Source organism: Qipengyuania pelagi (assembly GCF_009827295.1).
GTDB lineage: Bacteria > Pseudomonadota > Alphaproteobacteria > Sphingomonadales > Sphingomonadaceae > Qipengyuania > Qipengyuania pelagi.
This window is the reverse complement of the sequence record NZ_WTYD01000004.1, coordinates 31646-56355: the sequence shown is the minus strand read 5'-3', so window position 1 is coordinate 56355 and position 24710 is coordinate 31646. Positions and strand designations below refer to the sequence as shown.

Genomic DNA, 24710 nt, shown 5'->3' with positions numbered 1-24710 from the left:
GGGAGGCGACATATATACCCCCCTACAGTATTGCAAGAAGGCCGCGAAGGCTTTCCGATCGAAAGGCCGATCATGGCTGCCACGCCCGAAACCACGAAGGTCCTCAACCGCCTGCGCCGCATCGAAGGCCAGGTGCGCGGGGTCGCGCAGATGGTCGAGGACGATCGTTATTGCATCGACATCCTTACCCAGTTGCAGGCGGTGAAGGCCGCTTTGGGCCGGGCGGAAAGCGAAATCCTGAAGCGCCATGCCGGATGCTGCGTGGCTGAAGCCATCGCCAGCGGCGACGAGAGCGAGCAGCGGCGCAAATTCGGCGAGTTGATCGATCTGTTCGAAAAGGCGAAGCGGTGACGCGCCTCTTCCATAGGATGGCCGCCACGCTGGTTCTTATCCTGGCGATCCTCGCGCAGCCCGCTGTCGCGCATGGCGGCGAGAAGCACGGCGCGGCAAAGGCGCCGGTCGGGACGGAGGCACCTGCCGCATCCGCGCAGGACAGCGACGGACCGGCCTCGCCAGGCAGCGAGACGCCGGAGGTGCCGCGCGCGGATAGCGAGCACGCCTCCTCCAGCGGTTCGGTCCTGACGCGCTTGCACCCCGCCACGGTGCATTTTCCGATCGCGCTCCTCATCGTGGCGGCGCTGGTAGAGATGCTGGCCGTGGCCCGGTCGTCGGCCCCGCTGGCGCAGGCCGCCAATGTGATGACGGTCGCAGGCGCCGCGGGCGCGGTGATCGCTGCCCTGTTCGGCTGGATCCACACAGGCATCTGGTTCGGCGGGGGTGCCACGATGCACTGGCATCGCTGGACGGGGACGGGACTGGCGCTTGCCGCTCCGCTCGCCGCGCTGCTGGCGTTTCGCGCCGATCGCGGGGCGTTCCGAATCGTCATCGTGCTGATTGCAGCGGCGTTGGTGGCGCAGGGCTATTGGGGCGCGGAATTGGCGCAGGGGCCCGGCCACCTCGGACTTGGAATTTAAGGAGAACTTCGATGATCGACAGCTTACGATCCGCCATGGCCCGCCGCTCGCTCGCGGGCGCGCTCGTCATCGGCACGGCGCTTACCGCCTGCGCCGCGCAGGCCGCCAGCTTCACCATGTATCGCGACCCCAATTGCGGCTGCTGCCTCGCCTGGGCCGATCATATGGAACAGGGCGACAAGCACGAGGTCACTTCGGTCGATCATCCCGACATGGGTGCGGTCAAGGCCGAGAACGGCGTGCCGAACGATTTGCGATCGTGCCACACCGCGATCGTCGAAGGCTATGTGATCGAAGGCCACGTTCCCGCCGCCGATATCGAACGCCTGCTGGCGGACCGCCCCGCCGGGGTCACCGGCCTAGCCGTCGCCGGTATGCCGATGGGCTCGCCGGGGATGGAGCATGGCGACCACCGCCAGGCCTATCAGGTCATCGCCTTCGGACCGGAGGGCCGCACCGTCTGGGCGAGCTACCCGGCAAGCCATGGGAGCGCATCGTGAGCGATCGCAGCCCGTCCGCCAGGAAGGCCACCGTCTATCGGATGGTGATGCCCGAACACGTCTGTCCCTACGGCCTCAAGACGATCGACCTGCTGAAGCGCGAAGGCTTCGAGATCGAGGACCATCATCTCGAAACGCGCGAGCAGACCGACGCGTTCAAGGAAAAGCACGGCGTCAAGACGACGCCGCAGACCTTTATCGATGGCGAGCGCATCGGCGGCTACGATGATCTGCGCGAACATTTCGGCAAGTCCGTCAGGAAAGAGGACGAGACCAGTTACCAGCCGGTGATCGCCATTTTCGGCGTCGCTTTCCTGCTGGGTCTCGCGATCAGCTGGTACGTCTTCGACACGATTTTCACCGTGCAGGCGGTGGAATGGTTCGTCAGCCTGTCGATGGCGCTGCTCGCGATTCAGAAACTGCAGGACGTGCGCAGCTTCTCGACCATGTTCCTCAATTACGACCTCCTGGCGCGCCGCTGGGTGCGATATGGTTTTATCTACCCCTTCGGCGAGGCGCTGGCGGGCGTATTGATGGTGGCCCATGCGCTTCCCGTCGTCTCGGTCCCGATCTCGCTCTTCATCGGCACGATCGGCGCGGTCAGCGTCTTCAAGGCGGTCTATATCGACAAGCGCGAACTCAAATGCGCCTGCGTCGGCGGTAGCAGCAATGTGCCGCTCGGCTTCGTCTCCCTGACCGAGAACCTGTTCATGATCGGCATGGGCCTGTGGATGGGTGCCAAGGCCCTGGGCTGGATCGTGTTGTAATCGAAAAAACGGAGGCAGGAATGGACCACTCTTCCAACCAGTCAGGCAACCACTCGGGCGGCGGCAGCTCCTATTGGCGCTTCATGGCGATGGTCGCCACCTCGACCGCGATCATGTTCGGCCTGATGTATCTGAACACCTTCGAACTCGATCACGTCTTCTGGAGCGAGACGCGCTTCTGGATGATGTTCGTGATGGGCGGGATGATGATGATCGTCATGTTGCTCTTCATGTGGGGCATGTATCGCGACACGAAGAAGAATGTGATCATCCTGGCGGTCGGCGCGGTGGTGTTCGCAGGGGCGCTATGGTTGGTGCGCAGCCAGGCGACGGTGGATGACGAGGACTATATGTCGGCCATGATCCCGCACCATTCGATCGCGATCATGACCAGCGCGCGGGCGAACATCAGCGATCCGCGCGTCCGCAAGCTGGCCGATTCCATCATCGCGGCACAGGTGAAAGAGATCGCCGAGATGAAGCTGCTGCTCGAGGATATCGAGGCGAACGGCAAGATGGGCGACGGCACGCCGATTGCCGCCCGGACGACGAGACTTACGCCCACGCTGAAAAAGGAAGCCCAGAGCGCGGCCGAGCGCACCGCACCCGCCCAATAGCGGAACGGATCGGCTTCGGACGCTGGGGAAAGGGGCGTATGGGCCGTCCCAAACAGGTCTTTGTTCGGTTGTTCTTGCCGCGAGGCGATTTGCGTGTGTAACGGGACCTGCACGCACGCGCTTTCGCGCTTTCCGCAGCGTTTGTTTCGACAGGCGAGCGGTGGCGGCGGCGCATTAACCGACCGATGCCAGCACTGGGTGATCGATTCTGCCGATGGGTATACCATTGACATTGTTCCTGCTCATTGCGCTCCCGTTCGTCGCCTCGCTGGCGATCGCAGTGGCCGGAGGACGCGAACGTATCTGGCATTCGGGCCTCGCCGCATTGGCGAGCGCGATCGGGCTGATTCTGCTCGTGACGCTCGCGCCCGCCGTTCTGGCGGGGGAAATACCGGCCGCTTCGATCGCCTGGGTGCCCGCCCTCGGCCTCGACCTCTCGCTGATGGTCGATCCCTTGGGGCTGATGTTCGCCGGGCTGATCCTCGGCATCGGTCTGCTGGTGGTCATCTTCGGCCATTTCTATCTCGCGAGCGGAGAGGCGACCGGGCGGTTCTTCGCCAGCCTGATGCTGTTCCAGGGCGCGATGCTGGGGATCGTGATTTCCGGCAACGTCCTGCTTCTGCTGATCTTCTGGGAATTGACGAGCCTGTCATCCTTCCTCCTGATCGGCTTCTGGCGCCACAAGGCCGAGGCGCGGCAGGGCGCGCGCATGGCTCTCGCGATCACTGGCGGGGGCGGCCTGCTGCTGATTGCGGGCGTCGTCATGCTGGGACTGACGGTCGGGTCGTTCGACCTTGTGACCATCCTTGCGAGCGGAGATGTCGTGCGCGCCTCGCCGCTCTATCCCGCGATCCTGATTCTGATCCTGCTCGGCTGTTTCACCAAATCGGCGCAGTTCCCGTTCCATTTCTGGCTGCCCCACGCGATGGCCGCGCCCACGCCGGTGAGCGCCTATCTCCACTCCGCAACCATGGTGAAGGCGGGCGTCTTCCTGATCGCGCGCTTCTGGCCGGTCCTGTCGGGCACCGATCTTTATACCGTGATCGTTACCAGCGTGGGCCTCGTCACCATGACGTTCGGCGCGTGGGTGGCGCTGTTCAGGCATGATCTGAAGGGCATCCTCGCCTATTCGACGATCAGCCAGCTCGGCCTGCTGGTCATGCTGCTGGGCTTCTCGCTCGAAGCCGCCGCTGCGGTCGCCGTGCTGCACATCCTCAATCACGCAGCCTTCAAGGCCGCCCTGTTCATGTCGGCGGGGATCGTCGACCACGAGACCGGCACGCGCGACATCCGCCGATTGGGCGGGCTGGCCAAGGTGATGCCGGTCACCGCCACGCTGGCGACGATCGCAGCTGGGGCGATGGCAGGGCTGCCGCCTTTGGGCGGGTTCATCTCCAAGGAACTGATGCTGGGCGAAACGCTGGAAGTCGGCCTGTTTGGCCTCCCCTGGCTGGTCCCGATCATCGCGACGATCGCGGCGACGCTTTCGGTCGCCTATTCGCTGCGCTTCGCCCTGTTCCTGTTCTTCGGCAAGCCGCGCGATCCCGAACCCCATGCCCGTGCGCATGATCCGGGCGTGGGAATGTGGTGGCCCGCCGCCCTGCTGGTCGTGATCGCGGTCCTGCTGGGCCTGATCCCCGGCCTCATCGCCGGGTCGCTCGTCGCCTCGGTCAGCGCCGCCGTGGTGGGGGGCGAGGCGCCCTATATCGGGCTCTACCTCTGGCATGGTATCAACCCGGCGCTCGGCATGAGCGTCGTGGCGGTGGCGATCGGGGCGCTGATCCTGTGGCGCTATGCACCCATCCTGCGCCGCTACGAGGCGGTGCGCCACCTCGATGCTAAGGCGCTGTTCGAACGTGCCCTCCTGATGGCCAATCGCGGGGCGCGCCGGGTGACGATGGCGATCCATGCGCCATCGCTCCAGCGGATGCTGCTGCTGGTGGTCGCGGTGCTCGTCCTCTTCGCGATCGAGGCCGTGGGCGCGGGGGGCAGCTTCACCGGCCCGCGCGAAGGGATCCCGGCATCGCCCGTCGCCATCCTCGCCTGGGCGCTGCTGATCGCGGCGACCTGTGCGGTACTCCATGCGCAGCGGCAGCGGTTTCGCGCGCTCATCTATATCAGCGTCATCGGCCTCGTGATCTCGCTCGCCTTCGTCCATTTTTCCGCGCCCGATCTCGCGCTGACGCAGATTTCGGTCGAGGTGGTGACGATCCTGCTCCTGCTGCTCGCGCTCAACCTCCTGCCCAAGACGCCGCCCGTCCTGTCGAGCGCGAAGCGCCGCGTGCGCGACGGGGTGATCGCGACGCTCGGCGGGACCGCGATCGGGGCGGCGGCATGGGCCATGCTGACGCGCGAGCCCAACGATCCGATCTCGCAATTCCACCTCGCCAACAGCTATTCGGGCGGTGGCGGCACCAATGTGGTCAATGTGACGCTGGTGGATTTCCGCGCCTTCGATACGCTGGGCGAGATCATTGTGCTCGGGATCGCGGGCCTCGCGATCTACGCGCTGCTCTCCACCACCTCGCGCGGCCATGCCGCCGATCGCCTGCGCACCTGGCAGGAGGACATGCCCCATTCGCCGGAAAGCCATCCGGTGATGTTCGTGATGGCAACGCGCATCCTGCTGCCGCTCACGCTGACGGCGGGCATCTTCATCTTCCTGCGCGGCCACAACCTTCCTGGTGGCGGCTTCATCGCGGCGCTGGTCGTGGCGATCGCCTTCATGCTCCAATATCTCGCCTCGGGTTATGACTGGACGACCGCGCGGCGCCGGTTCTCGGAACACACACTGATCGCCTTCGGTGTGCTCGTCGCCATGGCGACGGGCCTCGGCGCCCTGCTGTTCGGCGCGAGTTTCCTCGCCAGCGCCTTCGATTATTTCACGCTGCCGCTGGTCGGCGAATTTGAACTGGCGACCGCCATGCTGTTCGATGTCGGCGTGTTCGCCGTGGTGCTGGGCGCGATCATGCTGGCGCTGGCGCAATTGAGCCATATCGCGAAACGCGCGGCCCGCGCCCATGCCGAGCGGACCGCGAGCGACGAAGGGGTGCGCGACCCCGAGGAGGACGGCCTGTGACGCTCGAATTTCTCGTCGCCAGCGCGATCGGCGTCCTCGTCGCCGGTGGCATCTACCTGACGCTGCGCGCGCGCCTGTTCGCGGTCGTGCTCGGGCTGACGCTGTTTTCCTATGCGGTGAACCTGTTCCTGTTCGCATCGGGCAGGCTGGTGGTAGGCGCGCCGCCGATCTGGTCCTATGACGTCGAGACCTATACCGATCCCTTGCCCCAGGCGCTCGTGCTGACCGCCATAGTCATCACCTTCGGGATGACGGCTTTCGTCGTGATCCTGGCGCTGCGCAGCTTCCTCGAAACGGGTAGCGACCATGTCGACGGCCATGACGTGCCGACCGACGATCAGGCGGGAGGCGGCGAGTGAGCCTGGCGCCGTCCCTCATCACCCAGCTGGTGCTCGCGCCGGTCGTCCTGCCCGCTCTGGCGGCGCCGCTGGCCGTGCTGCTGCTGGTCCGCCGCCGCACTGCCGGTCTGGTGGTCAGTTTCGCCTCCTGCTTCGCGCTTCTGGGCGTGGCGATCGCGCTGCTGATCCTGTCGGCCGATGGCACGGTGCGGACCTACGAGGTGGGCGACTGGCCAGCGCCCTTCGGCATCGTCCTCGTGCTCGATCGCCTGGCCGCCATCATGCTCACATTGACGGCGGTGCTGGCGCTGATCGCGCTGATCCATGCGGTGGTGACCAAGGTCGATCGGGACGGCTGGCATTTCCATCCTCTGTTCCAGTTCCAGCTGATGGGTCTGAACGGTGCCTTCCTGACGGGAGACCTCTTCAACCTGTTCGTGTTCTTCGAAGTGCTGCTGATCGCGTCCTATGGCCTGATGCTGCACGGGCAGGGGAGGGCGCGGTTGAAGGCTGGGGTCCAGTATGTCGTCGTCAATCTGATGGGATCGTCGATCTTCCTGCTCGCGCTGGGGCTTCTGTATGCGTTGACCGGCACGCTCAACATGGCGGATATGGGCGTGCGCATCGCTGCGATCGGCGCGCAGGATCAATGGCTGCTGCGCATCGCCGCGCTGCTGCTGTTCGTCGTCTTCGCGATCAAGGCGGCGATCGTGCCGCTGCATCTCTGGTTGCCGCGCACCTATGCGGTCGCCACGCCCGCCGTCGCGGCGCTGTTCGCAATCATGACCAAGATCGGGGTCTATTCGATCATCCGGGTCACGCCGCTGGTATTCGGCGACGATGCCGGGGCAGCCGCCTGGGCGCCCGCACCCTATCTGCTGCCCGCCGCGATGGTGACGGCGGTCCTCGGCTTCATCGGCGTCTTCGCGGCACGCAGCCTGTCCGAGCAGGCGGCTTATGCGATCATCGGGTCGACCGGCACCTTGTTGATCGCGGTCGCGGGCTGGCAGGCCGACACTGTGGGCGCCGCGCTCTATTATCTCGTCCATTCGACGCTGGCGGGGGCCGCGCTGTTCCTCGTCGCCGATATCGTCGCGCGGCGGCGCGCGGGCTTCGTCGACCACGCGACCCCCGGCCCGGTCTTCGCGCATCGCCAGATGGTGGCGCTCCTGTTCATGATCGCCGCGATCGGCGTGACCGGATTGCCGCCCCTGTCGGGCTTTATCGGGAAACTGCTGATCCTCGACTCGGTGGCCTATCTGCCCTCCTGGGGCTGGTCGTGGACAGTGATCCTGCTGACCACGCTGGTGGGCGTGATCGGCTTCGCGCGCGTGGGCAGCTCGATCTTCTGGAAGGAGGCGCCGAAGGATGAGGGGAAGAGGGCGCTGGACGTCCCGGCGCGTACGGACATGATCGCGCCCGTCCTGATCCTGACCCTGCTGGTCGGCCTGTCGCTGGCGGCGGGCCCGGCCACGGCCTATGCCGATGCCGCCGCGGCGCAATTGCTCGATCGCGCGGCCACCGCCCGCGCCGTGCTGGGCGGGGGATAGGATATGCGCCGCATCATTCCCCATCCCGGCCTCTCTGTCCTGCTTCTCCTCGTCTGGATGCTGCTCCAGAACTCGCTGAGCTTCGGCGCGCTGGTGGTCGGCATCGCGATCGGCATCCTTGTCCCGATCTTCACCGCGCCGTTCTGGCCGGGCCGCCCCCGGATCGGGTATCTCCACGCTTTCGCCTATCTCGCGCTCGTGATCTGGGACATCGTGGTCGCCAATTTCGAAGTCGCCTGGATCATCCTCTTCCGGCGCAATCGCGATTTGAGGCCCGCCTGGCTCGTCATTCCGATCGGGCTGGACACGCCGGAGGCCATCACCGTCCTTGCCGGAACGATCAGCCTGACGCCGGGGACGGTCACCTCCGACGTTTCGGCCTGCGGGGGCTTCCTGCTGGTCCACGCGCTCGACAGCGCGGACCACGAGGCCGATATCCGCAAGATCAAGACGCGCTATGAAGCACGCCTGAAAAAGGTGTTCCGATGATCCACTACGCCATCCTGTTCGCTTTCGGGTGCCTGTCGATCGCGCTCTGCCTCAATCTGTGGCGCCTGCTGCGCGGACCGTCGGTGGGCGATCGCATCATCTCGCTCGACACGATGGTGATCAACGCGATCGCCGTGATCGTGCTGATCGGTATCGCGCTCGCCGACGATACCTATTTCCAGGCCGCCTTGCTGATGGCGATGGTCGGCTTCGTGGGCACGGTCGCCTATTGCAAGTTCATCCTGCGCGGGGACATCGTGGAATGAGCGGGCTCGGGACCATCGCCGAATTCGTGACCGCGTTCCTGATCGTGCTCGGCGCGCTGTTCGCGCTGGTGGGAAGCTGGGGCCTGGTGCGCCTGCCGACCCTGATGGAGCGTCTGCACGGGCCGACCAAGGCGACGACCCTGGGCGTGGGCGCGATGCTGGTCGGATCGATGGTGTTCTTCAGGCTGGAACGCGGGGAGTGGAGCGGGCAGGAATTGCTGATCTCGCTCTTCCTGTTCATCACCGCGCCGATCGCGGCGAACATGATGGCGAAAGTCCACCTTCACCGCCTGCGCCTGAGCGACGACGCGATCTCGCCGGGGCAGGCCGGAGTCCCGCCCGAGCCCGATGGCAAGGCCGGATGGTCGACCTATGATGCGCCGCAGCCCGACACGCCGGTGGCGACATCGCGCAAGTAAGACCGGCAAGGGGGTGCGCAGGGGCGGTCTCGGTACGCTCCAGTACGGCGGCTTGCCAGCCGAGCCCGCTTCGGGGCATCACCGTCCCTTCGATGGGAATCGTACCATGACTCTGTCCGCGAAAGACCTCGGGCCGCGCTCACCCGATGCGCTGACGCGGCGCACGGTTCTGGGGCTCGGGCTGGGCATGGCCGCCGCCGCCACTTTGCCCGGATGCAGCCAGACCGGCACGGACACGCGCTTCAAGGTCGTCACCACTTTCACCATCATCGCCGACATGGCGCGCAATGTGGCGGGCGATGCGGCTGTCGTGACTTCGATCACCAAACCCGGCGCCGAAATCCACAATTACCAGCCGACGCCGCGCGATCTGGTGGCGGCGCAGGATGCGGACCTGATCCTGTGGAACGGCCTCAATCTCGAATTGTGGTTCGCGCAATTCCTCGACAATCTGGGTGACGTGCCGGAGGCGGTAGTGTCGGAGGGGGTCGAGCCGATCGGGATCGGGCAGGGACCCTATAGCGGCAAGCCCAATCCGCACGCCTGGATGTCGCCCGATGCGGCCGAGATCTATGTCGACAACATCGCCGCCGCCTTCGCGCAGGCCGACCCCGCCAACGCCCAGACCTATGCCCGCAACGCCGCCGCCTACAAGCAGCGCATAAGCGAGGCCTTGGAGCCGATCCAAGCCCGCTTCCGCGCGATCCCGGAAGAGCGCCGCTGGCTGGTCACGAGCGAAGGCGCCTTTAGCTATCTGGCGCGCGATCTCGACCTGCGCGAACTTTATCTCTGGCCGATCAACGCCGATCAGCAGGGCACGCCGCAACAGGTCCGGCGCGTGATCGACGCGGTGCGCGCGAACCAGATCCCGACCGTCTTCAGCGAAAGCACCATCTCGCCCGATCCCGCTCGCCAGGTCGCACGCGAGACCGGGGCGCGGTATGGCGGCGTGCTCTATGTCGATTCGCTCAGCGAGGCGGACGGCCCGGTGCCGACCTACATCGATCTCCTGCGCGTCACCGCGCAGCGGATCGCGGACGGTCTGACGGGATGAGCGAGGACGCTGCCGACCAAGGCTCGGGCATCCGGGTCGCCAATGCGAGCGTGACCTATCGCAACGGGCACACGGCGCTGTCGGATGCGAGCTTCGCCATTCCCAAGGGGTCGATCACCGCGCTGGTCGGCGTCAACGGGGCGGGCAAGTCCACCCTGTTCAAGGCGATCATGGGCTTCGTTCCGGTGGCGCGCGGATCGGTCAGCGTGCTCGACCGCCCGGTGCGCCGCGCGCTCAGGGAAGGGCTGGTCGCCTACGTTCCCCAGAGCGAGGATGTCGACTGGAACTTCCCCGTCCTGGTCGAGGATGTGGTGATGATGGGCCGCTATGGCCGGATGGGGCCGTTCAGGATCGCGCGTGCCGCCGACAGGGCCAAGGTCGCCGAAGCGCTCGAGCGGGTCGGCATGACGCCCTTCGCGAAGCGCCAGATCGGCGAATTGTCGGGCGGGCAGAAGAAGCGCGTCTTCCTCGCCCGGGCGCTGGCGCAGGACGGGCAGGTGATCCTGCTCGACGAGCCATTCACCGGCGTCGACGTCACCACCGAGGATGCGATCGTCGCGCTCTTGAAGGAATTGCGAGACGAGGGGCGGGTGATGCTGGTGGCGACGCACAATCTCGGCTCGGTCCCGCGCTTCTGCGACCGCGCGGTCTTGATCGACCGGACGGTGCTCGCGGCCGGGCCTACGGGTGAGGTCTTCACCGAAGCCAATCTGCGCCGCACCTTCGGGGGCACGCTGCGCCGCTTTTCCCTGAAACCCGACGGGGAAGCCGCCTCCACCCTGCTCTATGACGACGAGCATCCGCTGGTGCTGTACGACGATGACCACGGGCCGGCATGACGGGCGGCGCGCTGATCGAACCCTTCGCCTATAGTTACATGGTCAACGCCATGGCGGTGAGCGCGCTGGTGGGCGGGGTCTGCGCTTTCCTGTCGGCCTTCCTGATGCTGAAGGGCTGGTCGCTGATCGGCGACGCGCTGTCGCATTCGATCGTGCCGGGGGTGGCGGGCGCCTATATGCTGGGCCTGCCGTTTTCCCTGGGCGCGTTCCTTTCGGGCGGCCTCGCCGCCGGAGCGATGCTGTTCCTCAACCGACGGACCAAGTTGAAGGAGGATGCGATCATCGGCCTGATCTTCACCTCCTTCTTCGGACTGGGCCTGTTCATGGTGTCGCTTTCGCCGACATCGGTCGACGTCCAGACCATCGTGCTGGGCAATATCCTCGCCGTGACCGCCAGCGACACGATCCAGCTCGTCATCATCGCGACCGTCTCGCTCGCGATCCTGACGATGAAATGGAAGGACCTGATGCTGGCCTTCTTCGACGAGAACCACGCGCGCGCCGTCGGGCTCGATCCGGCGCGGCTCAAGCTCCTGTTCTTCACCCTGCTCGCCGCCTGTACGGTGGCGGCCTTGCAGACCGTGGGCGCGTTTCTCGTCATCGCGCTCGTCGTGACGCCCGGCGCGACCGCCTATCTCCTCACCGATCGCTTCCCGCGCTTGATCGCGATCAGCGTCATGATCGGCGCGCTGTCGAGCTTTGTCGGCGCCTATCTCAGCTATTTTCTCGATGGGGCGACCGGCGGCGTGATCGTGGTCCTTCAGACGATCCTGTTCCTTATCGCCTTCCTGTTCGCGCCCAAGCACGGCCTCTTCGCCGCGCGGCGGCGGCGCCTGCTCGTATCCGCGCCGCAGTGATGGACCCCGTCGCGCCCTTCGCGTTCGAATTCATGCAGCAGGCTTTCCTGATCGGGTTCTGCGTAGCGGTGCCCGCCGCGCTCTTGTCCTGTTTTCTGGTGCTGAAGGGCTGGTCCCTGATGGGCGATGCGGTCAGCCATGCGGTCCTGCCCGGCGTAGTGCTGGCCTATGTCGCCGGACTGCCGCTGGCGATCGGAGCTTTCATAGCCGGGATGACCTGCGCGCTCGGCGTCGGCTATCTGAAGGAGAACAGCCGGATCAAGGAAGACACGCTGCTGGGCGTCGTCTTTTCGGGGATGTTCGGCCTCGGCATCGTCCTGTTCACCAAGATCGAAAGCGACGTGCATCTCGACCATATACTGTTCGGCAACATGCTCGGCGTCGATTGGGGCGAGGTGGTGGAGGCGGGCGCGATCGCCTTGCTGGTCGGCGGCGTCCTGATCGCCAAATGGCGCGACCTGCTGCTCCACGCTTTCGATCCTCAGCAGGCGCGGGCGATCGGCCTTTCGACCCGGCTTTTGCATTACGGACTTTTGTGCATCCTTGCCCTGACCATCGTGGGGGCGCTCAGAGCGACGGGGATCATCCTGACCATCGCCATGCTGATCGCGCCGGGCGCGATCGCGTTTCTTATAACCGACCGGTTCGCCCGGATGCTGCCGATTGCGGTTCTGGTGGCGGTGGGGGCCACTTTTGCGGGCGTGTGGCTCAGCTTCTTCCTCGACAGCGCACCCGCGCCGACGATCGTGCTGGTGCTGACCGCGATATTCGTCGTCGTTTTCGTGGCTCGAACCCGGCGCACCGGAAGACATGGAGCCCTCGCCGTCGACTAATCAGCAGCCTGCTTGAGGCGGCGGGCCTGGAAGGCGAAGCGCGCCGCCTTGCCGACATCGTTCTGGAACGAGGAATTGACGATTCCTCCGACGACCGATCCGACCACGGGCACGATCATGCCCGCCCGGCTGCGGAAGCTGGCGAAGGCGATTGCACGCGAGATGCGCTCGACCGCCTGATCGACCATGGGCACGATCTGTTCGTGTTCGGCATCGACCAGAGTGCCGTCCGGGCCGATCGCGGCTTCGAGATCGGCGATGCTGCGGCTGCGCTGCTCGGGATCGTCGAGGGCGGCGAGTTCGAGGATCTGAAGGCGGAACAGCTTTTCCGCCGGACCTTCGCCGTCATACCCGTAAGCGCGACCAGTGTCGCGGATCGTGCGCAGGGCGATGCCGATCGTGGCGGGGATGTCCGCGCTCATCGACAGCGCGCCGCCAAGACCGGCGGCAGCGCCGGTGCTGGCGCTGACCGAGCGGGCCGTGCGCGCGACGCTCTTGGCGGCCTGGTGCGCGGCTTGGAGATCGTTCGGATCGTGCGTGAAGCGGACCAGCTGCGGCATACCGACCGCACGATCGAGACCTTTCAATACCGCCTCCACCGCGCGTTTCGGGATCATTCCGGCGATCGCCTTGCCGAAGGGGTGAGTCAGTCGCTCGATCCCGCGACCGAGGCGCGAGGGCTTGGCGGTGCGGAAGCGGCGTTGCTCGCGTTCGATGTCCATGCGGATCGAATGGACGGGGCGCCATCGCGTTCCCCAATGCCAAGTCGCTGCGCCTTAGCGGTCGGTCAGCCTGAACAGCCCCATCCCCGCCAGCATCGCGGCGACGAAGATCGCGGCGGGTAAGAGCGCAGTGCCCAGCGAGGCGATGGCGGGGCCGGGGCACAGGCCCGCAAGGCCCCAGCCGATCCCGAACAGGACCGCGCCGCCGATCAGTCTGCGGTCGATCAGGGCAGTGCCGGGCAGATGGAAGCGCGGCCCGATCGCAGGCGCGGCCATGCGTTTTTGTACCATCCAGGCGATCGCCATCACCAGCATCGCGCCGCCCATCACGAAAGCGAGCGTCGGGTCCCAGTCCCCGAACAGGTCGAGGAAACCGCGCACCCGCGCCGGGTTCATCATGCCCGACAATGCGAGGCCCGCGCCGAAGATCGCTCCCGAAACGAGCGCGAGGATCGCCCGCATCATCGCCAGCCATATCCCAGCGCATTGACCACCGCGACCGTCGCGATCCCGCTCGCCATGAAGGCCGCGGTCGCCACCAGCGAACGCGGGCTCAGCCGGCTCATCCCGCACACGCCGTGGCCGCTGGTGCAGCCCGATCCCAGCCGCGTGCCGTAACCGACCAACAATCCGCCCGCGACCAGCCAGCCCCAATGCGGCGGGAAGACCGCTTCGATCGGTTCCGCCAATCCGAACAGCATCGCGCCGAGTACCAGCCCCGCCACGAACAGAATCGCGACCGGCCAGGGCGCGCCGCCGCGCTCGATCAGCATCGCCCGGCTGGCAAGCCCCGATACGCCCGCGATCCTGCCCAGGCCGAGCAGCATGATCGCGGCGGCAAGGCCGATCATCAATCCACCGAGAAACCCGTCGAGCGGGGCGGCATCAGGAAAGCCGGGCAGGGTCATGAGGCAAGCACCACCAGCGTCGCGAGATAGGCGGCGTAGGCGAGCACCATCAGCGCGCCCATCCAGCGCGTCACCCGCTTCGCCACCCAGGCGAGGACAAGGAGGAGCAGCGCCGCGCCGGTCATCACGCCCAGATCGAGCGGCAGCATCTCGCGCGTGATCGGTTCGGGCGCAAGCAGCATGGTCGCGCCGCCGATGAAGAGAATATTGTAGAGGTTGGAACCGGCGACATTGCCGAAGGCCAGCTCGCTTTCCCCCTTGCGCGCGGCGAGGACGGAAGCGACCAGCTCGGGCAGCGAGGTTCCGATGGCGACGACCGTCAACCCGATCACCGTCTCGCTGAGGCCGACGAGGCGGGCAAGATCGATCGATCCGCTGACCAGCGCCTGACCGCCGGCGATCAGGATGGCGAGGCCGGCGATGGTCAGCAGCGAGGGCCTGGTCCATCCCGATGGGGTCAGATCCGCGCTTTCGGGATCGAGTTCGGGATCGACGGGCGCGGTGCGTTCCGATTTCAGCGCGACGACGAGATAGATCGCCAGCGCCAGCAGCATCGCGGCACCGAGCAGCGTCCCGGCCCAGGCGAACGCAGTCGCACCGAGCAACAGCAAGGCTGCCAGCGCGCCCACCAGCGGATCGCGGATCGTCCCCTTGCCGCCCAGAACGAAGGGCGAAACGAGCGCCGCCCCGCCCAAAATCATCAGCGTGTTGGCGATATTGGAGCCGACGATATTGCCCCAGGCGAGCTGTGGCGCATCCGCGAGCACCGCTTCGACGCTGGTCGCGAGTTCGGGCATCGAGGTGCCGAAGCCCACCACCACGACGCCGATGGCGAGTGGCGAGAGCCTTGCCTTCACCGCCAGCAGGACGGAGCCGCGCACCAGCAATTCACCGCCGAAAACCAAGGCGGCGAGACCGATGACGACCAGAAATACAGCGAATGCCATGTCGTGAGCCTGTGAGAGTGTATGAAACGAATGCTGCGGGCGAACTCGCTAGCCCGACCACATTCGCCGCTCCTAACCGCTCGATTTACGCTGCGCCATAGTGTCGTGATGCGCTGGCGTCGGCGGCCTTGATGGCCTAGTCCTAGACAAAAGAGCGATCGACAGGAGAGAGATATGACCGCGACCTATGCCAATCTGATCGGCGGCGAGATGGTGACGACCGACGCGACGCTGGATGTCGTCAATCCGGCGACCGAACAGGTGATCGCGCGGGTCCCCGCCTGCGGTAAGGGCGAATTGGATCGTGCGGTCGATGCGGCGCGGGTCGCCTTCAAAAGCTGGCGCAAGACCACGCCGGAGGAGCGGCAGAAGGTCGTCCTCGGCATCGCGGCAGCGATCAAGGACAATGCGGACGAATTGTTCCGCCTGCTGACCAGCGAACAGGGCAAGCCGCACGCGCAGGCGCAGCAGGAGATCTACGGCGCGGCGGGCCTCGCCAAGGCGCAGGCGGGGCTGACGCTGGACGATGTCATCAATCAGGACGACGACACCCGCCTGTCGCGCACCCGCCGTGTGCCGGTGGGCGTGGTCGGCGGGATCGTGCCGTGGAATTTCCCGATCATGATGGCGATCCAGAAGATCGTGCCCGCCCTCGTCGCTGGCTGCACCATCGTCCTGAAACCCTCGCCCTTCACGCCGCTGACGACCCTGCGCATCGCCGAACTGATCAAGGACGTGGTCCCCGCCGGGACCGTCAATATCATCACCGGCGAAGACAGCCTCGGCCCGCTCATCACCGAGCATCCGGGGATCGACAAGATCACCTTCACCGGATCGACCGCGACGGGCAAGAAGATCATGGAAGGCGCGGCGCGCGATCTGAAGCGCATCACGCTCGAACTGGGCGGCAACGACGCCTCTATCGTCCTCCCCGATGCCGATGTCGAGAAAGTGGCCGAACAGCTGTTCTGGTCGAGCTTCTCCAATGCCGGCCAGGTCTGCATCGCGGCCAAGCGCATCTACATCCACGAAGACATCTATGACGATCTGTCGAGGGCCATTGCCGATTATGCGAAGGGCGTGACCGTCGGCGACGGATCGCAGCAGGGCACCGGGGTCGGGCCGATCCAGAACCGGAAGCAGTTCGAGCGGGTCTGCGACCTGATCCAGGACGCCAAGGACAATGGCTACAGCTTCCTGACGGGCGGCGACACCGATCCTTCGGGCACGGGATATTACGTGCCGATCACCATCCTCGACAATCCGCCGGAAGATGCGCGGATCGTCGCCGAGGAACAGTTCGGCCCGGTCATGCCGCTGATGAAGTTTTCAAGCGTGGACGAGGCGATCGCGCGCGCCAACGCGTCGCAATACGGGCTGGCGGGCGCGATCTGGTCGAAGGATACCGACGCGGCGGTCGAAATCGCCGAACAGCTCGAAACCGGGACGGTGTGGATCAACGAATTCATGCACCTGTCGCCCCTCGCGCCCTTTGGCGGGCACAAGCAATCGGGCTTCGGCGCGGAATACGGGATCGATGGGTTGAAGGAATTCACCTATCCGCAGGTCATCACGGTCAAGCGCGACGCGGTGGTGTAGGCGGAGCGGAAGTCGGCCTTTTCCGCACTCATCCACCGTCATCCCCGCGTAGGCGGGGATCCAGCGCGCAACGCTGGTCCTGAATTCCCGCCTGCGCGGGAATGACGAATAGCGGAAAAGGGGGCGGCCTACGCCCCCTTGAATTCCGGTTTCCGCTTCTGGAGGAAGGCCATGCCGCCTTCCATCGCATCCTTGGAATTGCCCGCCACGCGCTGCGCTTCGGCCTCGTATTGGAGCGTGGTTGAAAAATCGGCTTCGAGCCCGCGCCGGATGGCCTGTTTCATTGCGCCGAGCGCCACGGTCGGTCCGCCCGCGAGCCTCGTCGCCAGCGCCTTCGCCTCGTCCATCAGCGCATCGTCGGCGACGGTCTTGTAGATGAGGCCGATCCGTTCGGCCTCTTCGGCGGGGATCTTCTCGCCCAGCATCATCATCCGCGTGGCCTGCGCCTTGCCGACGAGGCGCGGCAGCATCCAGCTCGACCCGCCATCGGGCACGAGGCCGATATTGACGAAGGCCTGGAGGAAATAGGCGCTCGATCCGGCGATCACGAAATCCGCCGCCAGCGCGATCGAGCAGCCGATGCCCGCCGCCGGGCCGTTGACTGCCGCGATCACCGGCACGGGGAGGCTGGCAAGCGCCATGACCATCGGATTGTAATGGCGACCGAGCGCGGTGAACGCGCCTTCGCCGCCTCCGACCGAGCGCTCGCCCCGCGCGGCAAGGTCCGCGCCCGAACAGAACGCACGCCCCGCCCCGGTGATCAGCACCGCGCGCGCGCCGTCCAAATCGCGGATCGCGGCGAAGATCTCGTCCGCCATGTCGGGCGGGCAGGCATTGAGCCGCTCGGGCCGGTTCAGCGTGATCGTCAGCACGTCGCCCTCGCGCGCCGTCGTAATCGTTTCGAAGCTCATCCTGTTCTCTCCCGCTCGAACGGTTTCAGGCCGCAACCTATCGTCGCGGTCCGGCCACGCAAGGCATCAGTTCGAAAGATCGACGATCCGCCGCATCAGCGCCCGCATTTCCTCCATGCGCCCGGACGGCAGATCGCCGCGCGCGACCTTTTCCAGCGCGTGTTCGACCGCGATGACCTCGTTCAAGATGTCCTGCGCCGCATCGCGCGCCTGGAAGCGGCGCCGGGCGTAGGACCCGGCGTGGAAGAGCAGCGGCGGCACGTCATTCGCTTCGAACGCGACCACCTCGCCGACGAGGATGACGTGGTCGCCGCCTTCGTATTCGTGCCGGGTCTTGCATTCGAACCGCGCGGCGAAGTCGGGGAACAGGGGCGATCCCAATTCGCCCACCTCCCATTCGAGCCCGGCGAACTTGTCCACGCCCGAGCGGGCGAAGCGGTCGGACAGGTCCTGCTGGCTGGCGGCGAGGACATGGACGGCGAAATGGCCGCTGCTGGTGAAGGCCGCGCGCGACTGGGCGGATTTCGCCAGCGACCACAGGACCAGCGGCGGGTCGAGGCTGACCGAATTGAAGCTGCTGGCGGTGACGCCCACCGGCGCTTCGTCTTCCGCCAGCGTGGTCGCGATCGTCACCCCGGTCGCGAACGAGCCCAGCGCATCGCGAAAGGCGCGGCGCAGGCTTGCGGGATCGGCTGGCTCGACAGGCTGCATCGCGCCACCCGGTGGGGATTTGCGGGCCGCTTGGCAAGCCCGCACGCGTTGCAGGAGCCTTCTCTCATCGCTACCTGTCCCTCGCAAAGAGGAGATCGGATATGCGCGACTGCACCCAATTCTATATCGACGGCCAGTGGGTCGACCCCGTCAGCGAGGACACGCGCCCGGTCGAGAACCCGGCCACCGAAGAAACGATCGGCCATATCAGCTTCGGCACCAAGGCCGACGTCGACAAGGCGGTAAAGGCCGCGCGCCGCGCCTTCGAAAGCTTCAGCCAGACGAGCCGCGAGGAACGCTTGACCCTGCTGCGCGCCATCCAGGCCGAGATCGAGAACCGCAAGGAAGAGCTGGCCACGGCGGTCAGCGACGAGATGGGCGCGCCGATGTCGCTCGCCAACGGGCCGCATGTCGGCCTCCTCGCCGGCCACTGCGCGACTGCGATCGACATCCTCGAACGCTTCGAATTCGAACGCCAGGACGGGCCGACCCTCCATGTCTGGGAACCGATCGGCGTCGTCGGCATGATCACGCCCTGGAACTGGCCGCTCAACCAGATCGCCTGCAAGGTCTTCCCCGCGCTGGCTACGGGCAATACCATGCTCCTCAAACCCAGCGAGATCGCGCCCTTCAACGCCTATATCTTCGCCGAAATCATGGATGCGGCGGGCGTACCCGCAGGCGTCTTCAACCTCATCAATGGTGACGGGCCCGGCGTGGGCGAGGCGATCAGCGGCCATCCCGATATCGACATGGTCAGCTTCACCGGATCGACCCGCGCCGGTGTCCTGATCGCCAAGAACGCTGCCGACACGGTCAAGCGCGTGGCGCAGGAACTGGGCGGCAAGAGCCCGAACATCGTGCTCGACGACAGCGCCTTCACCAAGTCCGTGATGCGCGGGACCACCGCGATGATGGGCAATTCGGGCCAGACCTGCACCGCGCCCAGCCGGATGCTCGTGCCGCACGCCCGCTTGGAAGAAGCCAAGGCCGCCGCGAAGGAAGCCGCCGAGGGCGTGATTCCCGGCGATCCCAAGGGCAATGCTGCGATCGGCCCGGTGGTCAGCCGCCAGCAGTGGGACAAAATCCAGGGCCTGATCGAAAAGGGGATCGAGGAAGGCGCGACTTTGGTCGCGGGCGGACCGGGCAAGCCAGAGGGCCTCGAAACCGGCCATTACGTCAAGCCGACCGTCTTCGCCGATGTCACCAACGACATGACGATCGCGCGCGAGGAAATCTTCGGGCCGGTTCTGACCATCCTCGGCTACGAGGATTACGACGACGCGATCCGCATCGCCAACGACACCGAATACGGCCTCGCCAGCGCGATCACGGGCGAGGATATCGAAACCGCCCGCAGCCTAGCCAAGCGCATCCGCGCAGGGCGCGTCGCCATCAATGGCGGCTATGACATGAATGCGGCGTTCGGCGGCTACAAGAAATCGGGCAATGGCCGCGAATGGGGCGAATTCGGCTTCCACGACTTCCTCGAAGTCAAAGCCGTGATGGGCCACAGCTGATGGCAGGCCGCCATTTCGACGAATGGGCGGTCGGCGACCGGATCGAGCACGAGATCCGCCGCACGGTGACGGAGACGGACAATCTCCTCTTTACCACCATGACCCACAACCCCCAGCCGCTCCATCTCGATGCGGAAGCGGCGAGGGCAAGCGAGTTCGGCCAGATCCTCGTCAACGGGACCTTCACCTTCTCGCTGATGGTGGGGCTGAGCGTGGGGGATACGACGCTGGGGACGCTGGTCGCCAATCTCGGTTACGACAAGCTCGTGATGCCGAAGCCGGTCTTCATCGGCGATACGCTCCATGCGACGAGCGAGGTGATCGGTTTGCGCCCAAGCAAATCGCGCCCCGATACCGGGATCGTTACCTTCCTGCACGAGGCTATCAACCAGCGCGGCGAGGTCGTGTGCCGCTGCGAACGTTCGGCGCTCCTCAAGAAGGCCGACCAGGCATAACCGCTTGTCCGTGGACCTCTTTTCCTCCTCGCTCGTTGGTGGGCGCAGGAGGAGAGGCACACTGGACCATGAACCCGCCAGCGTAGAGGACGTCCTCGACGAACTCGACGGGCTTGCCGACAAGGGCGATCAGGTCTGCGTGCGCGATGTGCTCGACGATTTCGGGCGCCGCAGCTTCGGCCCGTTCATGATGATCCCCGCCCTGATCGAGATCAGCCCCCTTGGCGGCATCCCCGGCGTGCCGACCGCGCTGGCGCTCTTCATCGCCGTGATCGCCGCGCAGCTGGTCCTGGGGCGCGAACATATCTGGATGCCGGAATTCGTCCAGAACCGCTCCGTCGCCAGCGACAAGCTGCACAAGGCGGTGGCGAAATTGCGCAAGCTCGGAGCCTGGCTCGACGAGCATAGCCAGGACCGGCTGGAGGCCTTGACCACCGGTATCTGGCTGCGCTTCGCGGGCGTGGTCGTGATCGCGCTGTGCTGCACGGTTCCGCCGCTCGAATTGCTGCCCTTCGCCAGCACCCTTCCGATGCTCGCCATCGTGATGATCGGCCTCGCCTTGACGGTGCGCGATGGCGCGCTGTTGCTGAGCGCGCTGATCTTCGCGGGCCTTGCGTCCTCGATCGGCGTCTATCTCTATCTCGGCTCCGACGAAACCGGGAGTTTCCTGCCGTTCTGACGGCCCGATCGCGTGCCGATCGCGATCGTCACCAGCAACTTGCCATTCATACCTTCGCGCCTACATAGATGGGGCGAAAGGACCCTTCCCGACATGAGCGATCAGAACAATCCCGACGATCCGCAGGGCAACGGCCCCAACCCCTGGGTGAAGAGCCTGATGGTATGGGGCGGCGTGTTCCTCGCGCTGCTGGTCGTCGTCTCGGTGTTCGGCAATAGCGGCCAGCCTGCGGGCGATGCGATTGGCTATTCCGATTTCCGCGATCGCGTGGCCGAAGGCACCGTGCGCGACGTGCAGATTTCGGAAGACCGCATTTCGGGCACACTGACCAATGGCGATGCGTTCAGCACCGTTCCGGTCGCCAACGACACTTCGCTGACCCAATTGCTCGACGAGAACGGCGTGTCCTATTCGGGCGCGGCGAAGGAGGAAATGGGGGTCCTGACCTACATCCTCATCCAGTCGCTCCCCTTCATTCTCATCCTCGGCATCGCTTTCTTCGCGCTGCGCCAGGTGCAGAAGGGCGGCGGCGCGGGCGGGGCGATGGGCTTCGGCAAATCGAAGGCCAAGCTTTTGACCGAGCGTCAGGGCAAGGTGACCTTTGACGACGTCGCGGGCATCGACGAGGCGCGCGAGGAACTCGAAGAGATCGTCGAGTTCCTAAAAGATCCGTCGCGCTTCTCCAAATTGGGCGGCCAGATCCCCAAGGGCGCGCTGCTTGTCGGGTCTCCCGGTACGGGTAAGACGCTGCTCGCGCGCGCCATCGCCGGAGAGGCGGGCGTGCCCTTCTTCACCATTTCGGGGTCGGACTTCGTTGAGATGTTCGTGGGCGTCGGCGCGAGCCGCGTGCGCGACATGTTCGAACAGGCGAAGAAGAACGCGCCCTGCATCCTCTTCATCGACGAAATCGACGCGGTCGGCCGTTCGCGCGGCCACGGTCTCGGCAATTCGAATGACGAGCGCGAGCAGACGCTGAACCAGCTCCTGGTCGAGATGGACGGCTTCGAGGCCAATGAAGGCATCATCATCATCGCGGCGACGAACCGCCCCGACGTGCTCGACCCCGCGCTCCTGCGTCCGGGCCGTTTCGACCGTCAGGTCGTGGTGCCCGTGCCCGACATCGAAGGCCGCGAGAAGATCCTTGCCGTCCACATGAAGAAGCTTCCCCTGGCGCCCGACGTCAATCCGCGTACCATCGCGCGCGGCACGCCGGGCTTTTCGGGCGCGGACCTTGCGAATCTGTGCAACGAAGCCGCGCTGCTGGCGGCACGCCGCAACAAGCGCCTCGTCGCGATGCAGGAATTCGAGGATGCCAAGGACAAGGTCATGATGGGCGCCGAACGCCGCAGCATGGTCATGACCGAGGACGAGAAGAAGATGACCGCCTATCACGAGGCGGGCCACGCGCTCGTCTCGCTGAACGAGCCGGCATCGGACCCGATCCACAAGGCGACGATCATCCCACGCGGCCGCGCGCTGGGCATGGTGATGCGCCTGCCGGAACGGGACAATTACTCGTATCATCGCGACAAGATGCACGCGAACCTCGCGGTCGCCATGGGCGGGCGCGTGGCGGAAGAGATCATCTTCGGCCACGACAAGGTGTCGAGCGGGGCGTCGGGCGACATCCAGTACGCCACCGACCTTGCCCGCAACATGGTCACCAAATGGGGCATGTCCGACAAGCTCGGGCCGTTGCAGTACGAGCAGAGCCAGGAAGGCTATCTCGGCATGGGCCAGACCGCGCGGACCATGTCGGGCGCGGAAACCAACAAGCTGATCGATGAAGAGATCAAGCGCCTGGTCGAAGATGGTCTCAAGCGCGCGACCGATATCCTCACCGATCAGGAGGACAAGCTGCACCTGCTCGCCCAGGCGATGCTCGAATATGAGACGCTGACGGGTGACGAGATCGACCAGCTCTTGAAGGACGGCAAGCTCGACCGGCCCGACCAGCCCAAGGGGCCGATCGCGGTCAAGCCGGTGTCGGGCAGTGCGGTTCCCAAGGCGGGCCGCAAGTTCGGCGGCTCTGGCGAGGGAGCGCCTGCGGGCGCCTGATCCCACTACCGCGAACGCTTCAACCCGCGTTCATCCGAAGGACAGGAAAAGCTCCGCCCGACACAAGTCGGCCGGAGCTTTTCTGTATGTCTACCCGTATTCTTGTCCTCGGCGCGCTGATCCTCGGCCCTGCTGCGGCGCAGGCCGCGCCCGGTGACGTCAATGCCCAGAGCTTCTATCTCGACGCGAAGGATCTGAGCGCGAAGGGTATGAAGGCGATGTTCGACAAGCGCACCCGTCCGGCCATGGCGGCGATGAAGGATGCGGGCGAGCGCGTGCGGGACGAGAACGAGGCGGCGAAAAGCCGGGGCGCGCCGATCTATTGCGTCAGCGAAGCGCAGCGCAAGAAGGGGATGTCGCCGCAGATGGTCGTCGACATGCTGGGCCGGGTGCCGGAAGCCCAACGCAAGCGCGTCACGCTCGTCCAGGCATGGCGCAGCGCTCTGGTGCGCGAATACCCCTGCACCTGACCGGCATCGCAGCCGCCCTCAGAACGCGCCGATCACCAGCAGCAGGTTGAAGAACACCACCGCCACGACGATGATGAAAAACAGCAGCGCATTCAATCGCCAGAAGGCCGAAAACCGGCTGAGCGAATAGGCGCCGCGCAGCTGTTTGTAGATATGGATCGGCGGCGCGAAGAACAGCAGCGTGCCGTATAACCACTCGGGCGCTCCGGCCTTGATCGCCAGCGACAGGACGATGAAAAACAGCGACATGAAGGCGATCGAATAGGTCACGAAAATCGCATGATCGTAGGCGCGGAAGCCGGGCCGCCACAGGAACAGCATCCACACGAACGGCACCGAGATCGGGATCAACAGCCAGCTGAACTTGTACCCGTTGGCCTGCAATTTGTAGAGCATCAGGCCGGGGTTCTTCTGCCATTTCTCCAGTCCGTGATCGATGAATGCGATCCCGGTCGTGCCGGTGGTGAAATCGCCCGCCATGATATCCTGCTCGGCCAGAACCTCTTCGCTGCGGCGCAAATCGGCGATGCTCTGATCCGCCTTCGCAACACGTTCCGCGGCGGCGGTCCGCTCGGGCGCGTCGGGGGCGAGGGCGGCGAGTTCAGCCTGGGCCTCGACCCGCTCGGCCTCCAACGCCTGCTCCGCGGTTTCCAGCGTCTGGCGCATATTCGCGCCCGGATTAAGCTCGGTCGGCGTCGTCAGCCCGATCGCCTGAAAGATGGCGAACATCAGGAAGATGGTGAACAGGAACAGCGCCATCGGCGACACGAACCGCGCCCGCTCCCCCTCGATATAGCGGCGGGTCAATTCGCCCGGCTTCGCCACCAGCATGGGCAGGGTTTTCCAGGTCTTGCCTTCGAAATGCAGCGCCCCGTGCAGGAGATCGTGCATGAAGGCGCCCAGCGTGCGGTGAAGATGCGCCGCTTGGCCGCATTGGTGGCAATGCGGTCTCTGTAGCGCCGTGCCGCAATTGAGGCAGGCGCTCTCGGCGAAATGGCCGTGATCGAGCGGCTGGCCGTTCGCGGCATTCGCCTTGCTTCCCGCGCCCACCGCTCGCGCGAACAGGCCCCCTTCGACAGCGGTGCCGATGCCATCGCCAAAATCGCTCATGATTGCCCTCCGCCCATGCCCTTATCGCGGCAGGGCCG

At 65.6% G+C, this 24710-nt stretch carries 28 protein-coding genes; 21 read left to right on the top strand and 7 right to left on the bottom strand.

Features of this window, described 5'->3' with window-relative positions; translation table 11 throughout:
* The first annotated feature begins 72 nt into the window (after nt 1-72).
* From GRI47_RS14230 to GRI47_RS14160, 15 genes are all read left to right on the top strand, one after another.
* Nucleotides 73-351: a metal-sensitive transcriptional regulator gene (locus GRI47_RS14230; RefSeq protein WP_160662022.1), complete on the top strand. Its 279-nt coding sequence runs from the start codon at nt 73-75 to the stop codon at nt 349-351.
* Nucleotides 348-974 (top strand): DUF2231 domain-containing protein, encoded by a 627-nt coding sequence (locus GRI47_RS14225; protein WP_337190712.1) that lies wholly within the window; start codon nt 348-350, stop codon nt 972-974. Before GRI47_RS14230 ends, GRI47_RS14225 begins: the two co-directional genes overlap by 4 nt.
* Before the next feature lie 11 nt (nt 975-985).
* Complete coding sequence (locus GRI47_RS14220) at nt 986-1474, top strand: DUF411 domain-containing protein (protein WP_419957005.1); 489 nt, start codon at nt 986-988, stop codon at nt 1472-1474.
* A gap of 41 nt (nt 1475-1515) precedes the next feature.
* Complete coding sequence (locus tag GRI47_RS14215; protein ID WP_160662048.1) at nt 1516-2241, top strand: glutaredoxin family protein; 726 nt, start codon at nt 1516-1518, stop codon at nt 2239-2241.
* A gap of 89 nt (nt 2242-2330) precedes the next feature.
* Nucleotides 2331-2858, top strand: coding sequence for a DUF305 domain-containing protein (locus GRI47_RS14210; RefSeq protein ID WP_160662047.1), 528 nt, complete (start codon nt 2331-2333; stop codon nt 2856-2858).
* Between the two features lie 214 nt (nt 2859-3072).
* Nucleotides 3073-5937 (top strand): monovalent cation/H+ antiporter subunit A, encoded by a 2865-nt coding sequence (locus GRI47_RS14205; protein ID WP_160662021.1) that lies wholly within the window; start codon nt 3073-3075, stop codon nt 5935-5937.
* The gene (locus GRI47_RS14200; protein ID WP_160662020.1) at nt 5934-6296 is read left to right on the top strand and encodes a Na+/H+ antiporter subunit C; all 363 of its coding nucleotides are present in this window, start codon (nt 5934-5936) and stop codon (nt 6294-6296) included. Before GRI47_RS14205 ends, GRI47_RS14200 begins: the two co-directional genes overlap by 4 nt.
* Entirely contained in the window at nt 6293-7825 is a 1533-nt protein-coding gene (locus GRI47_RS14195; RefSeq protein WP_337190711.1) for a monovalent cation/H+ antiporter subunit D, read from the top strand. Before GRI47_RS14200 ends, GRI47_RS14195 begins: the two co-directional genes overlap by 4 nt.
* Nucleotides 7826-7828: 3 nt before the next feature.
* Nucleotides 7829-8314: a Na+/H+ antiporter subunit E gene (locus GRI47_RS14190; RefSeq protein WP_160662019.1), complete on the top strand. Its 486-nt coding sequence runs from the start codon at nt 7829-7831 to the stop codon at nt 8312-8314.
* Nucleotides 8311-8580, top strand: a complete 270-nt coding sequence (locus tag GRI47_RS14185; protein ID WP_160662018.1) for a K+/H+ antiporter subunit F — start codon at nt 8311-8313, stop codon at nt 8578-8580. The genes GRI47_RS14190 and GRI47_RS14185 overlap by 4 nt, the downstream gene beginning before the upstream one ends.
* The gene (locus GRI47_RS14180) at nt 8577-8999 is read left to right on the top strand and encodes a Na+/H+ antiporter subunit G (protein WP_160662017.1); all 423 of its coding nucleotides are present in this window, start codon (nt 8577-8579) and stop codon (nt 8997-8999) included. The genes GRI47_RS14185 and GRI47_RS14180 overlap by 4 nt, the downstream gene beginning before the upstream one ends.
* 106 nt (nt 9000-9105) lie before the next feature.
* Nucleotides 9106-10053: a metal ABC transporter substrate-binding protein gene (locus GRI47_RS14175; RefSeq protein WP_272916533.1), complete on the top strand. Its 948-nt coding sequence runs from the start codon at nt 9106-9108 to the stop codon at nt 10051-10053.
* On the top strand, nt 10050-10892 hold the full coding sequence (locus GRI47_RS14170; protein WP_160662016.1) for a manganese/iron ABC transporter ATP-binding protein: 843 nt from the start codon (nt 10050-10052) through the stop codon (nt 10890-10892). The genes GRI47_RS14175 and GRI47_RS14170 overlap by 4 nt, the downstream gene beginning before the upstream one ends.
* The gene (locus tag GRI47_RS14165) at nt 10889-11749 is read left to right on the top strand and encodes a metal ABC transporter permease (RefSeq protein ID WP_160662015.1); all 861 of its coding nucleotides are present in this window, start codon (nt 10889-10891) and stop codon (nt 11747-11749) included. The genes GRI47_RS14170 and GRI47_RS14165 overlap by 4 nt, the downstream gene beginning before the upstream one ends.
* A complete protein-coding gene (locus tag GRI47_RS14160; RefSeq protein WP_160662044.1) occupies nt 11749-12582 on the top strand; it encodes a metal ABC transporter permease in 834 nt (277 codons plus the stop codon). The genes GRI47_RS14165 and GRI47_RS14160 overlap by 1 nt, the downstream gene beginning before the upstream one ends.
* Here GRI47_RS14160 and GRI47_RS14155 read toward each other — a convergent pair.
* From GRI47_RS14155 to GRI47_RS14140, 4 genes are read right to left on the bottom strand one after another with little or no spacing between them, the layout of a single operon-like run.
* Complete coding sequence (locus GRI47_RS14155) at nt 12579-13304, bottom strand: EcsC family protein (protein ID WP_160662014.1); 726 nt, start codon at nt 13302-13304, stop codon at nt 12579-12581. The two genes, GRI47_RS14160 and GRI47_RS14155, sit on opposite strands and share 4 nt — an antisense overlap.
* Before the next feature lie 54 nt (nt 13305-13358).
* Nucleotides 13359-13766, bottom strand: a complete 408-nt coding sequence (locus GRI47_RS14150; RefSeq protein WP_160662043.1) for a DUF6691 family protein — start codon at nt 13764-13766, stop codon at nt 13359-13361.
* Nucleotides 13766-14212 carry a YeeE/YedE family protein gene (locus GRI47_RS14145; protein ID WP_160662013.1) on the bottom strand — a complete coding sequence of 149 codons (447 nt, stop codon included), beginning with the start codon at nt 14210-14212 and terminating at the stop codon, nt 13766-13768. The genes GRI47_RS14150 and GRI47_RS14145 overlap by 1 nt, the downstream gene beginning before the upstream one ends.
* Nucleotides 14209-15159 (bottom strand): calcium/sodium antiporter, encoded by a 951-nt coding sequence (locus GRI47_RS14140; protein ID WP_160662012.1) that lies wholly within the window; start codon nt 15157-15159, stop codon nt 14209-14211. Before GRI47_RS14140 ends, GRI47_RS14145 begins: the two co-directional genes overlap by 4 nt.
* 174 nt (nt 15160-15333) lie before the next feature.
* On the opposite strand from GRI47_RS14140, the gene GRI47_RS14135 reads away from it, so the two are divergent.
* The gene (locus GRI47_RS14135) at nt 15334-16758 is read left to right on the top strand and encodes an aldehyde dehydrogenase family protein (RefSeq protein WP_160662011.1); all 1425 of its coding nucleotides are present in this window, start codon (nt 15334-15336) and stop codon (nt 16756-16758) included.
* A 128-nt stretch (nt 16759-16886) separates the two neighbouring features.
* On the opposite strand, the gene GRI47_RS14130 is transcribed toward GRI47_RS14135, so the two are convergent.
* Nucleotides 16887-17669 (bottom strand): enoyl-CoA hydratase-related protein, encoded by a 783-nt coding sequence (locus tag GRI47_RS14130; RefSeq protein ID WP_160662010.1) that lies wholly within the window; start codon nt 17667-17669, stop codon nt 16887-16889.
* 66 nt (nt 17670-17735) lie between these two features.
* Nucleotides 17736-18380, bottom strand: a complete 645-nt coding sequence (locus tag GRI47_RS14125; protein WP_160662009.1) for a flavin reductase family protein — start codon at nt 18378-18380, stop codon at nt 17736-17738.
* A gap of 101 nt (nt 18381-18481) precedes the next feature.
* Here GRI47_RS14125 and GRI47_RS14120 point away from each other — a divergent pair, with 101 nt between their 5' ends.
* The 5 genes from GRI47_RS14120 to GRI47_RS14100 all read left to right on the top strand — a co-directional run bounded on the left by GRI47_RS14120 (nt 18482) and on the right by GRI47_RS14100 (nt 23562).
* Entirely contained in the window at nt 18482-19900 is a 1419-nt protein-coding gene (locus tag GRI47_RS14120) for an aldehyde dehydrogenase family protein (RefSeq protein WP_160662008.1), read from the top strand.
* Nucleotides 19900-20355, top strand: a complete 456-nt coding sequence (locus GRI47_RS14115; protein ID WP_160662007.1) for a MaoC family dehydratase — start codon at nt 19900-19902, stop codon at nt 20353-20355. The genes GRI47_RS14120 and GRI47_RS14115 overlap by 1 nt, the downstream gene beginning before the upstream one ends.
* A gap of 10 nt (nt 20356-20365) precedes the next feature.
* Nucleotides 20366-21034 carry an exopolysaccharide biosynthesis protein gene (locus GRI47_RS14110; protein WP_337190713.1) on the top strand — a complete coding sequence of 223 codons (669 nt, stop codon included), beginning with the start codon at nt 20366-20368 and terminating at the stop codon, nt 21032-21034.
* 93 nt (nt 21035-21127) lie between these two features.
* Entirely contained in the window at nt 21128-23092 is a 1965-nt protein-coding gene (gene ftsH, locus GRI47_RS14105) for an ATP-dependent zinc metalloprotease FtsH (RefSeq protein ID WP_160662006.1), read from the top strand.
* Nucleotides 23093-23178: 86 nt separating this feature from the next.
* On the top strand, nt 23179-23562 hold the full coding sequence (locus tag GRI47_RS14100; RefSeq protein WP_160662005.1) for a hypothetical protein: 384 nt from the start codon (nt 23179-23181) through the stop codon (nt 23560-23562).
* Nucleotides 23563-23580: 18 nt separating this feature from the next.
* Here GRI47_RS14100 and GRI47_RS14095 read toward each other — a convergent pair whose 3' ends face one another.
* Nucleotides 23581-24672 carry a DUF3667 domain-containing protein gene (locus GRI47_RS14095; RefSeq protein ID WP_160662004.1) on the bottom strand — a complete coding sequence of 364 codons (1092 nt, stop codon included), beginning with the start codon at nt 24670-24672 and terminating at the stop codon, nt 23581-23583.
* Nucleotides 24673-24710 lie beyond the last annotated feature (38 nt).

What these genes read in the sequence shown, in the direction of transcription:
- GRI47_RS14230 (WP_160662022.1), top strand. Translation starts at nt 73, where the DNA reads ATGGCTGCCACGCCCGAAACCACGAAGGTCCTCAACCGCCTGCGCCGC.
- GRI47_RS14220 (WP_419957005.1), top strand. Translation starts at nt 986, where the DNA reads ATGATCGACAGCTTACGATCCGCCATGGCCCGCCGCTCGCTCGCGGGC.
- GRI47_RS14215 (WP_160662048.1), top strand. Translation starts at nt 1,516, where the DNA reads ATGGTGATGCCCGAACACGTCTGTCCCTACGGCCTCAAGACGATCGAC.
- GRI47_RS14210 (WP_160662047.1), top strand. Translation starts at nt 2,331, where the DNA reads ATGGTCGCCACCTCGACCGCGATCATGTTCGGCCTGATGTATCTGAAC.
- GRI47_RS14205 (WP_160662021.1), top strand. Translation starts at nt 3,073, where the DNA reads ATGGGTATACCATTGACATTGTTCCTGCTCATTGCGCTCCCGTTCGTC.
- GRI47_RS14190 (WP_160662019.1), top strand. Translation starts at nt 7,829, where the DNA reads ATGCGCCGCATCATTCCCCATCCCGGCCTCTCTGTCCTGCTTCTCCTC.
- GRI47_RS14185 (WP_160662018.1), top strand. Translation starts at nt 8,311, where the DNA reads ATGATCCACTACGCCATCCTGTTCGCTTTCGGGTGCCTGTCGATCGCG.
- GRI47_RS14180 (WP_160662017.1), top strand. Translation starts at nt 8,577, where the DNA reads ATGAGCGGGCTCGGGACCATCGCCGAATTCGTGACCGCGTTCCTGATC.
- GRI47_RS14175 (WP_272916533.1), top strand. Translation starts at nt 9,106, where the DNA reads ATGACTCTGTCCGCGAAAGACCTCGGGCCGCGCTCACCCGATGCGCTG.
- GRI47_RS14170 (WP_160662016.1), top strand. Translation starts at nt 10,050, where the DNA reads ATGAGCGAGGACGCTGCCGACCAAGGCTCGGGCATCCGGGTCGCCAAT.
- GRI47_RS14165 (WP_160662015.1), top strand. Translation starts at nt 10,889, where the DNA reads ATGACGGGCGGCGCGCTGATCGAACCCTTCGCCTATAGTTACATGGTC.
- GRI47_RS14160 (WP_160662044.1), top strand. Translation starts at nt 11,749, where the DNA reads ATGGACCCCGTCGCGCCCTTCGCGTTCGAATTCATGCAGCAGGCTTTC.
- GRI47_RS14155 (WP_160662014.1), bottom strand. Translation starts at nt 13,304, where the DNA reads ATGGACATCGAACGCGAGCAACGCCGCTTCCGCACCGCCAAGCCCTCG.
- GRI47_RS14150 (WP_160662043.1), bottom strand. Translation starts at nt 13,766, where the DNA reads ATGCGGGCGATCCTCGCGCTCGTTTCGGGAGCGATCTTCGGCGCGGGC.
- GRI47_RS14145 (WP_160662013.1), bottom strand. Translation starts at nt 14,212, where the DNA reads ATGACCCTGCCCGGCTTTCCTGATGCCGCCCCGCTCGACGGGTTTCTC.
- GRI47_RS14140 (WP_160662012.1), bottom strand. Translation starts at nt 15,159, where the DNA reads ATGGCATTCGCTGTATTTCTGGTCGTCATCGGTCTCGCCGCCTTGGTT.
- GRI47_RS14135 (WP_160662011.1), top strand. Translation starts at nt 15,334, where the DNA reads ATGACCGCGACCTATGCCAATCTGATCGGCGGCGAGATGGTGACGACC.
- GRI47_RS14130 (WP_160662010.1), bottom strand. Translation starts at nt 17,669, where the DNA reads ATGAGCTTCGAAACGATTACGACGGCGCGCGAGGGCGACGTGCTGACG.
- GRI47_RS14125 (WP_160662009.1), bottom strand. Translation starts at nt 18,380, where the DNA reads ATGCAGCCTGTCGAGCCAGCCGATCCCGCAAGCCTGCGCCGCGCCTTT.
- GRI47_RS14120 (WP_160662008.1), top strand. Translation starts at nt 18,482, where the DNA reads ATGCGCGACTGCACCCAATTCTATATCGACGGCCAGTGGGTCGACCCC.
- GRI47_RS14115 (WP_160662007.1), top strand. Translation starts at nt 19,900, where the DNA reads ATGGCAGGCCGCCATTTCGACGAATGGGCGGTCGGCGACCGGATCGAG.
- ftsH (WP_160662006.1), top strand. Translation starts at nt 21,128, where the DNA reads ATGAGCGATCAGAACAATCCCGACGATCCGCAGGGCAACGGCCCCAAC.
- GRI47_RS14100 (WP_160662005.1), top strand. Translation starts at nt 23,179, where the DNA reads ATGTCTACCCGTATTCTTGTCCTCGGCGCGCTGATCCTCGGCCCTGCT.
- GRI47_RS14095 (WP_160662004.1), bottom strand. Translation starts at nt 24,672, where the DNA reads ATGAGCGATTTTGGCGATGGCATCGGCACCGCTGTCGAAGGGGGCCTG.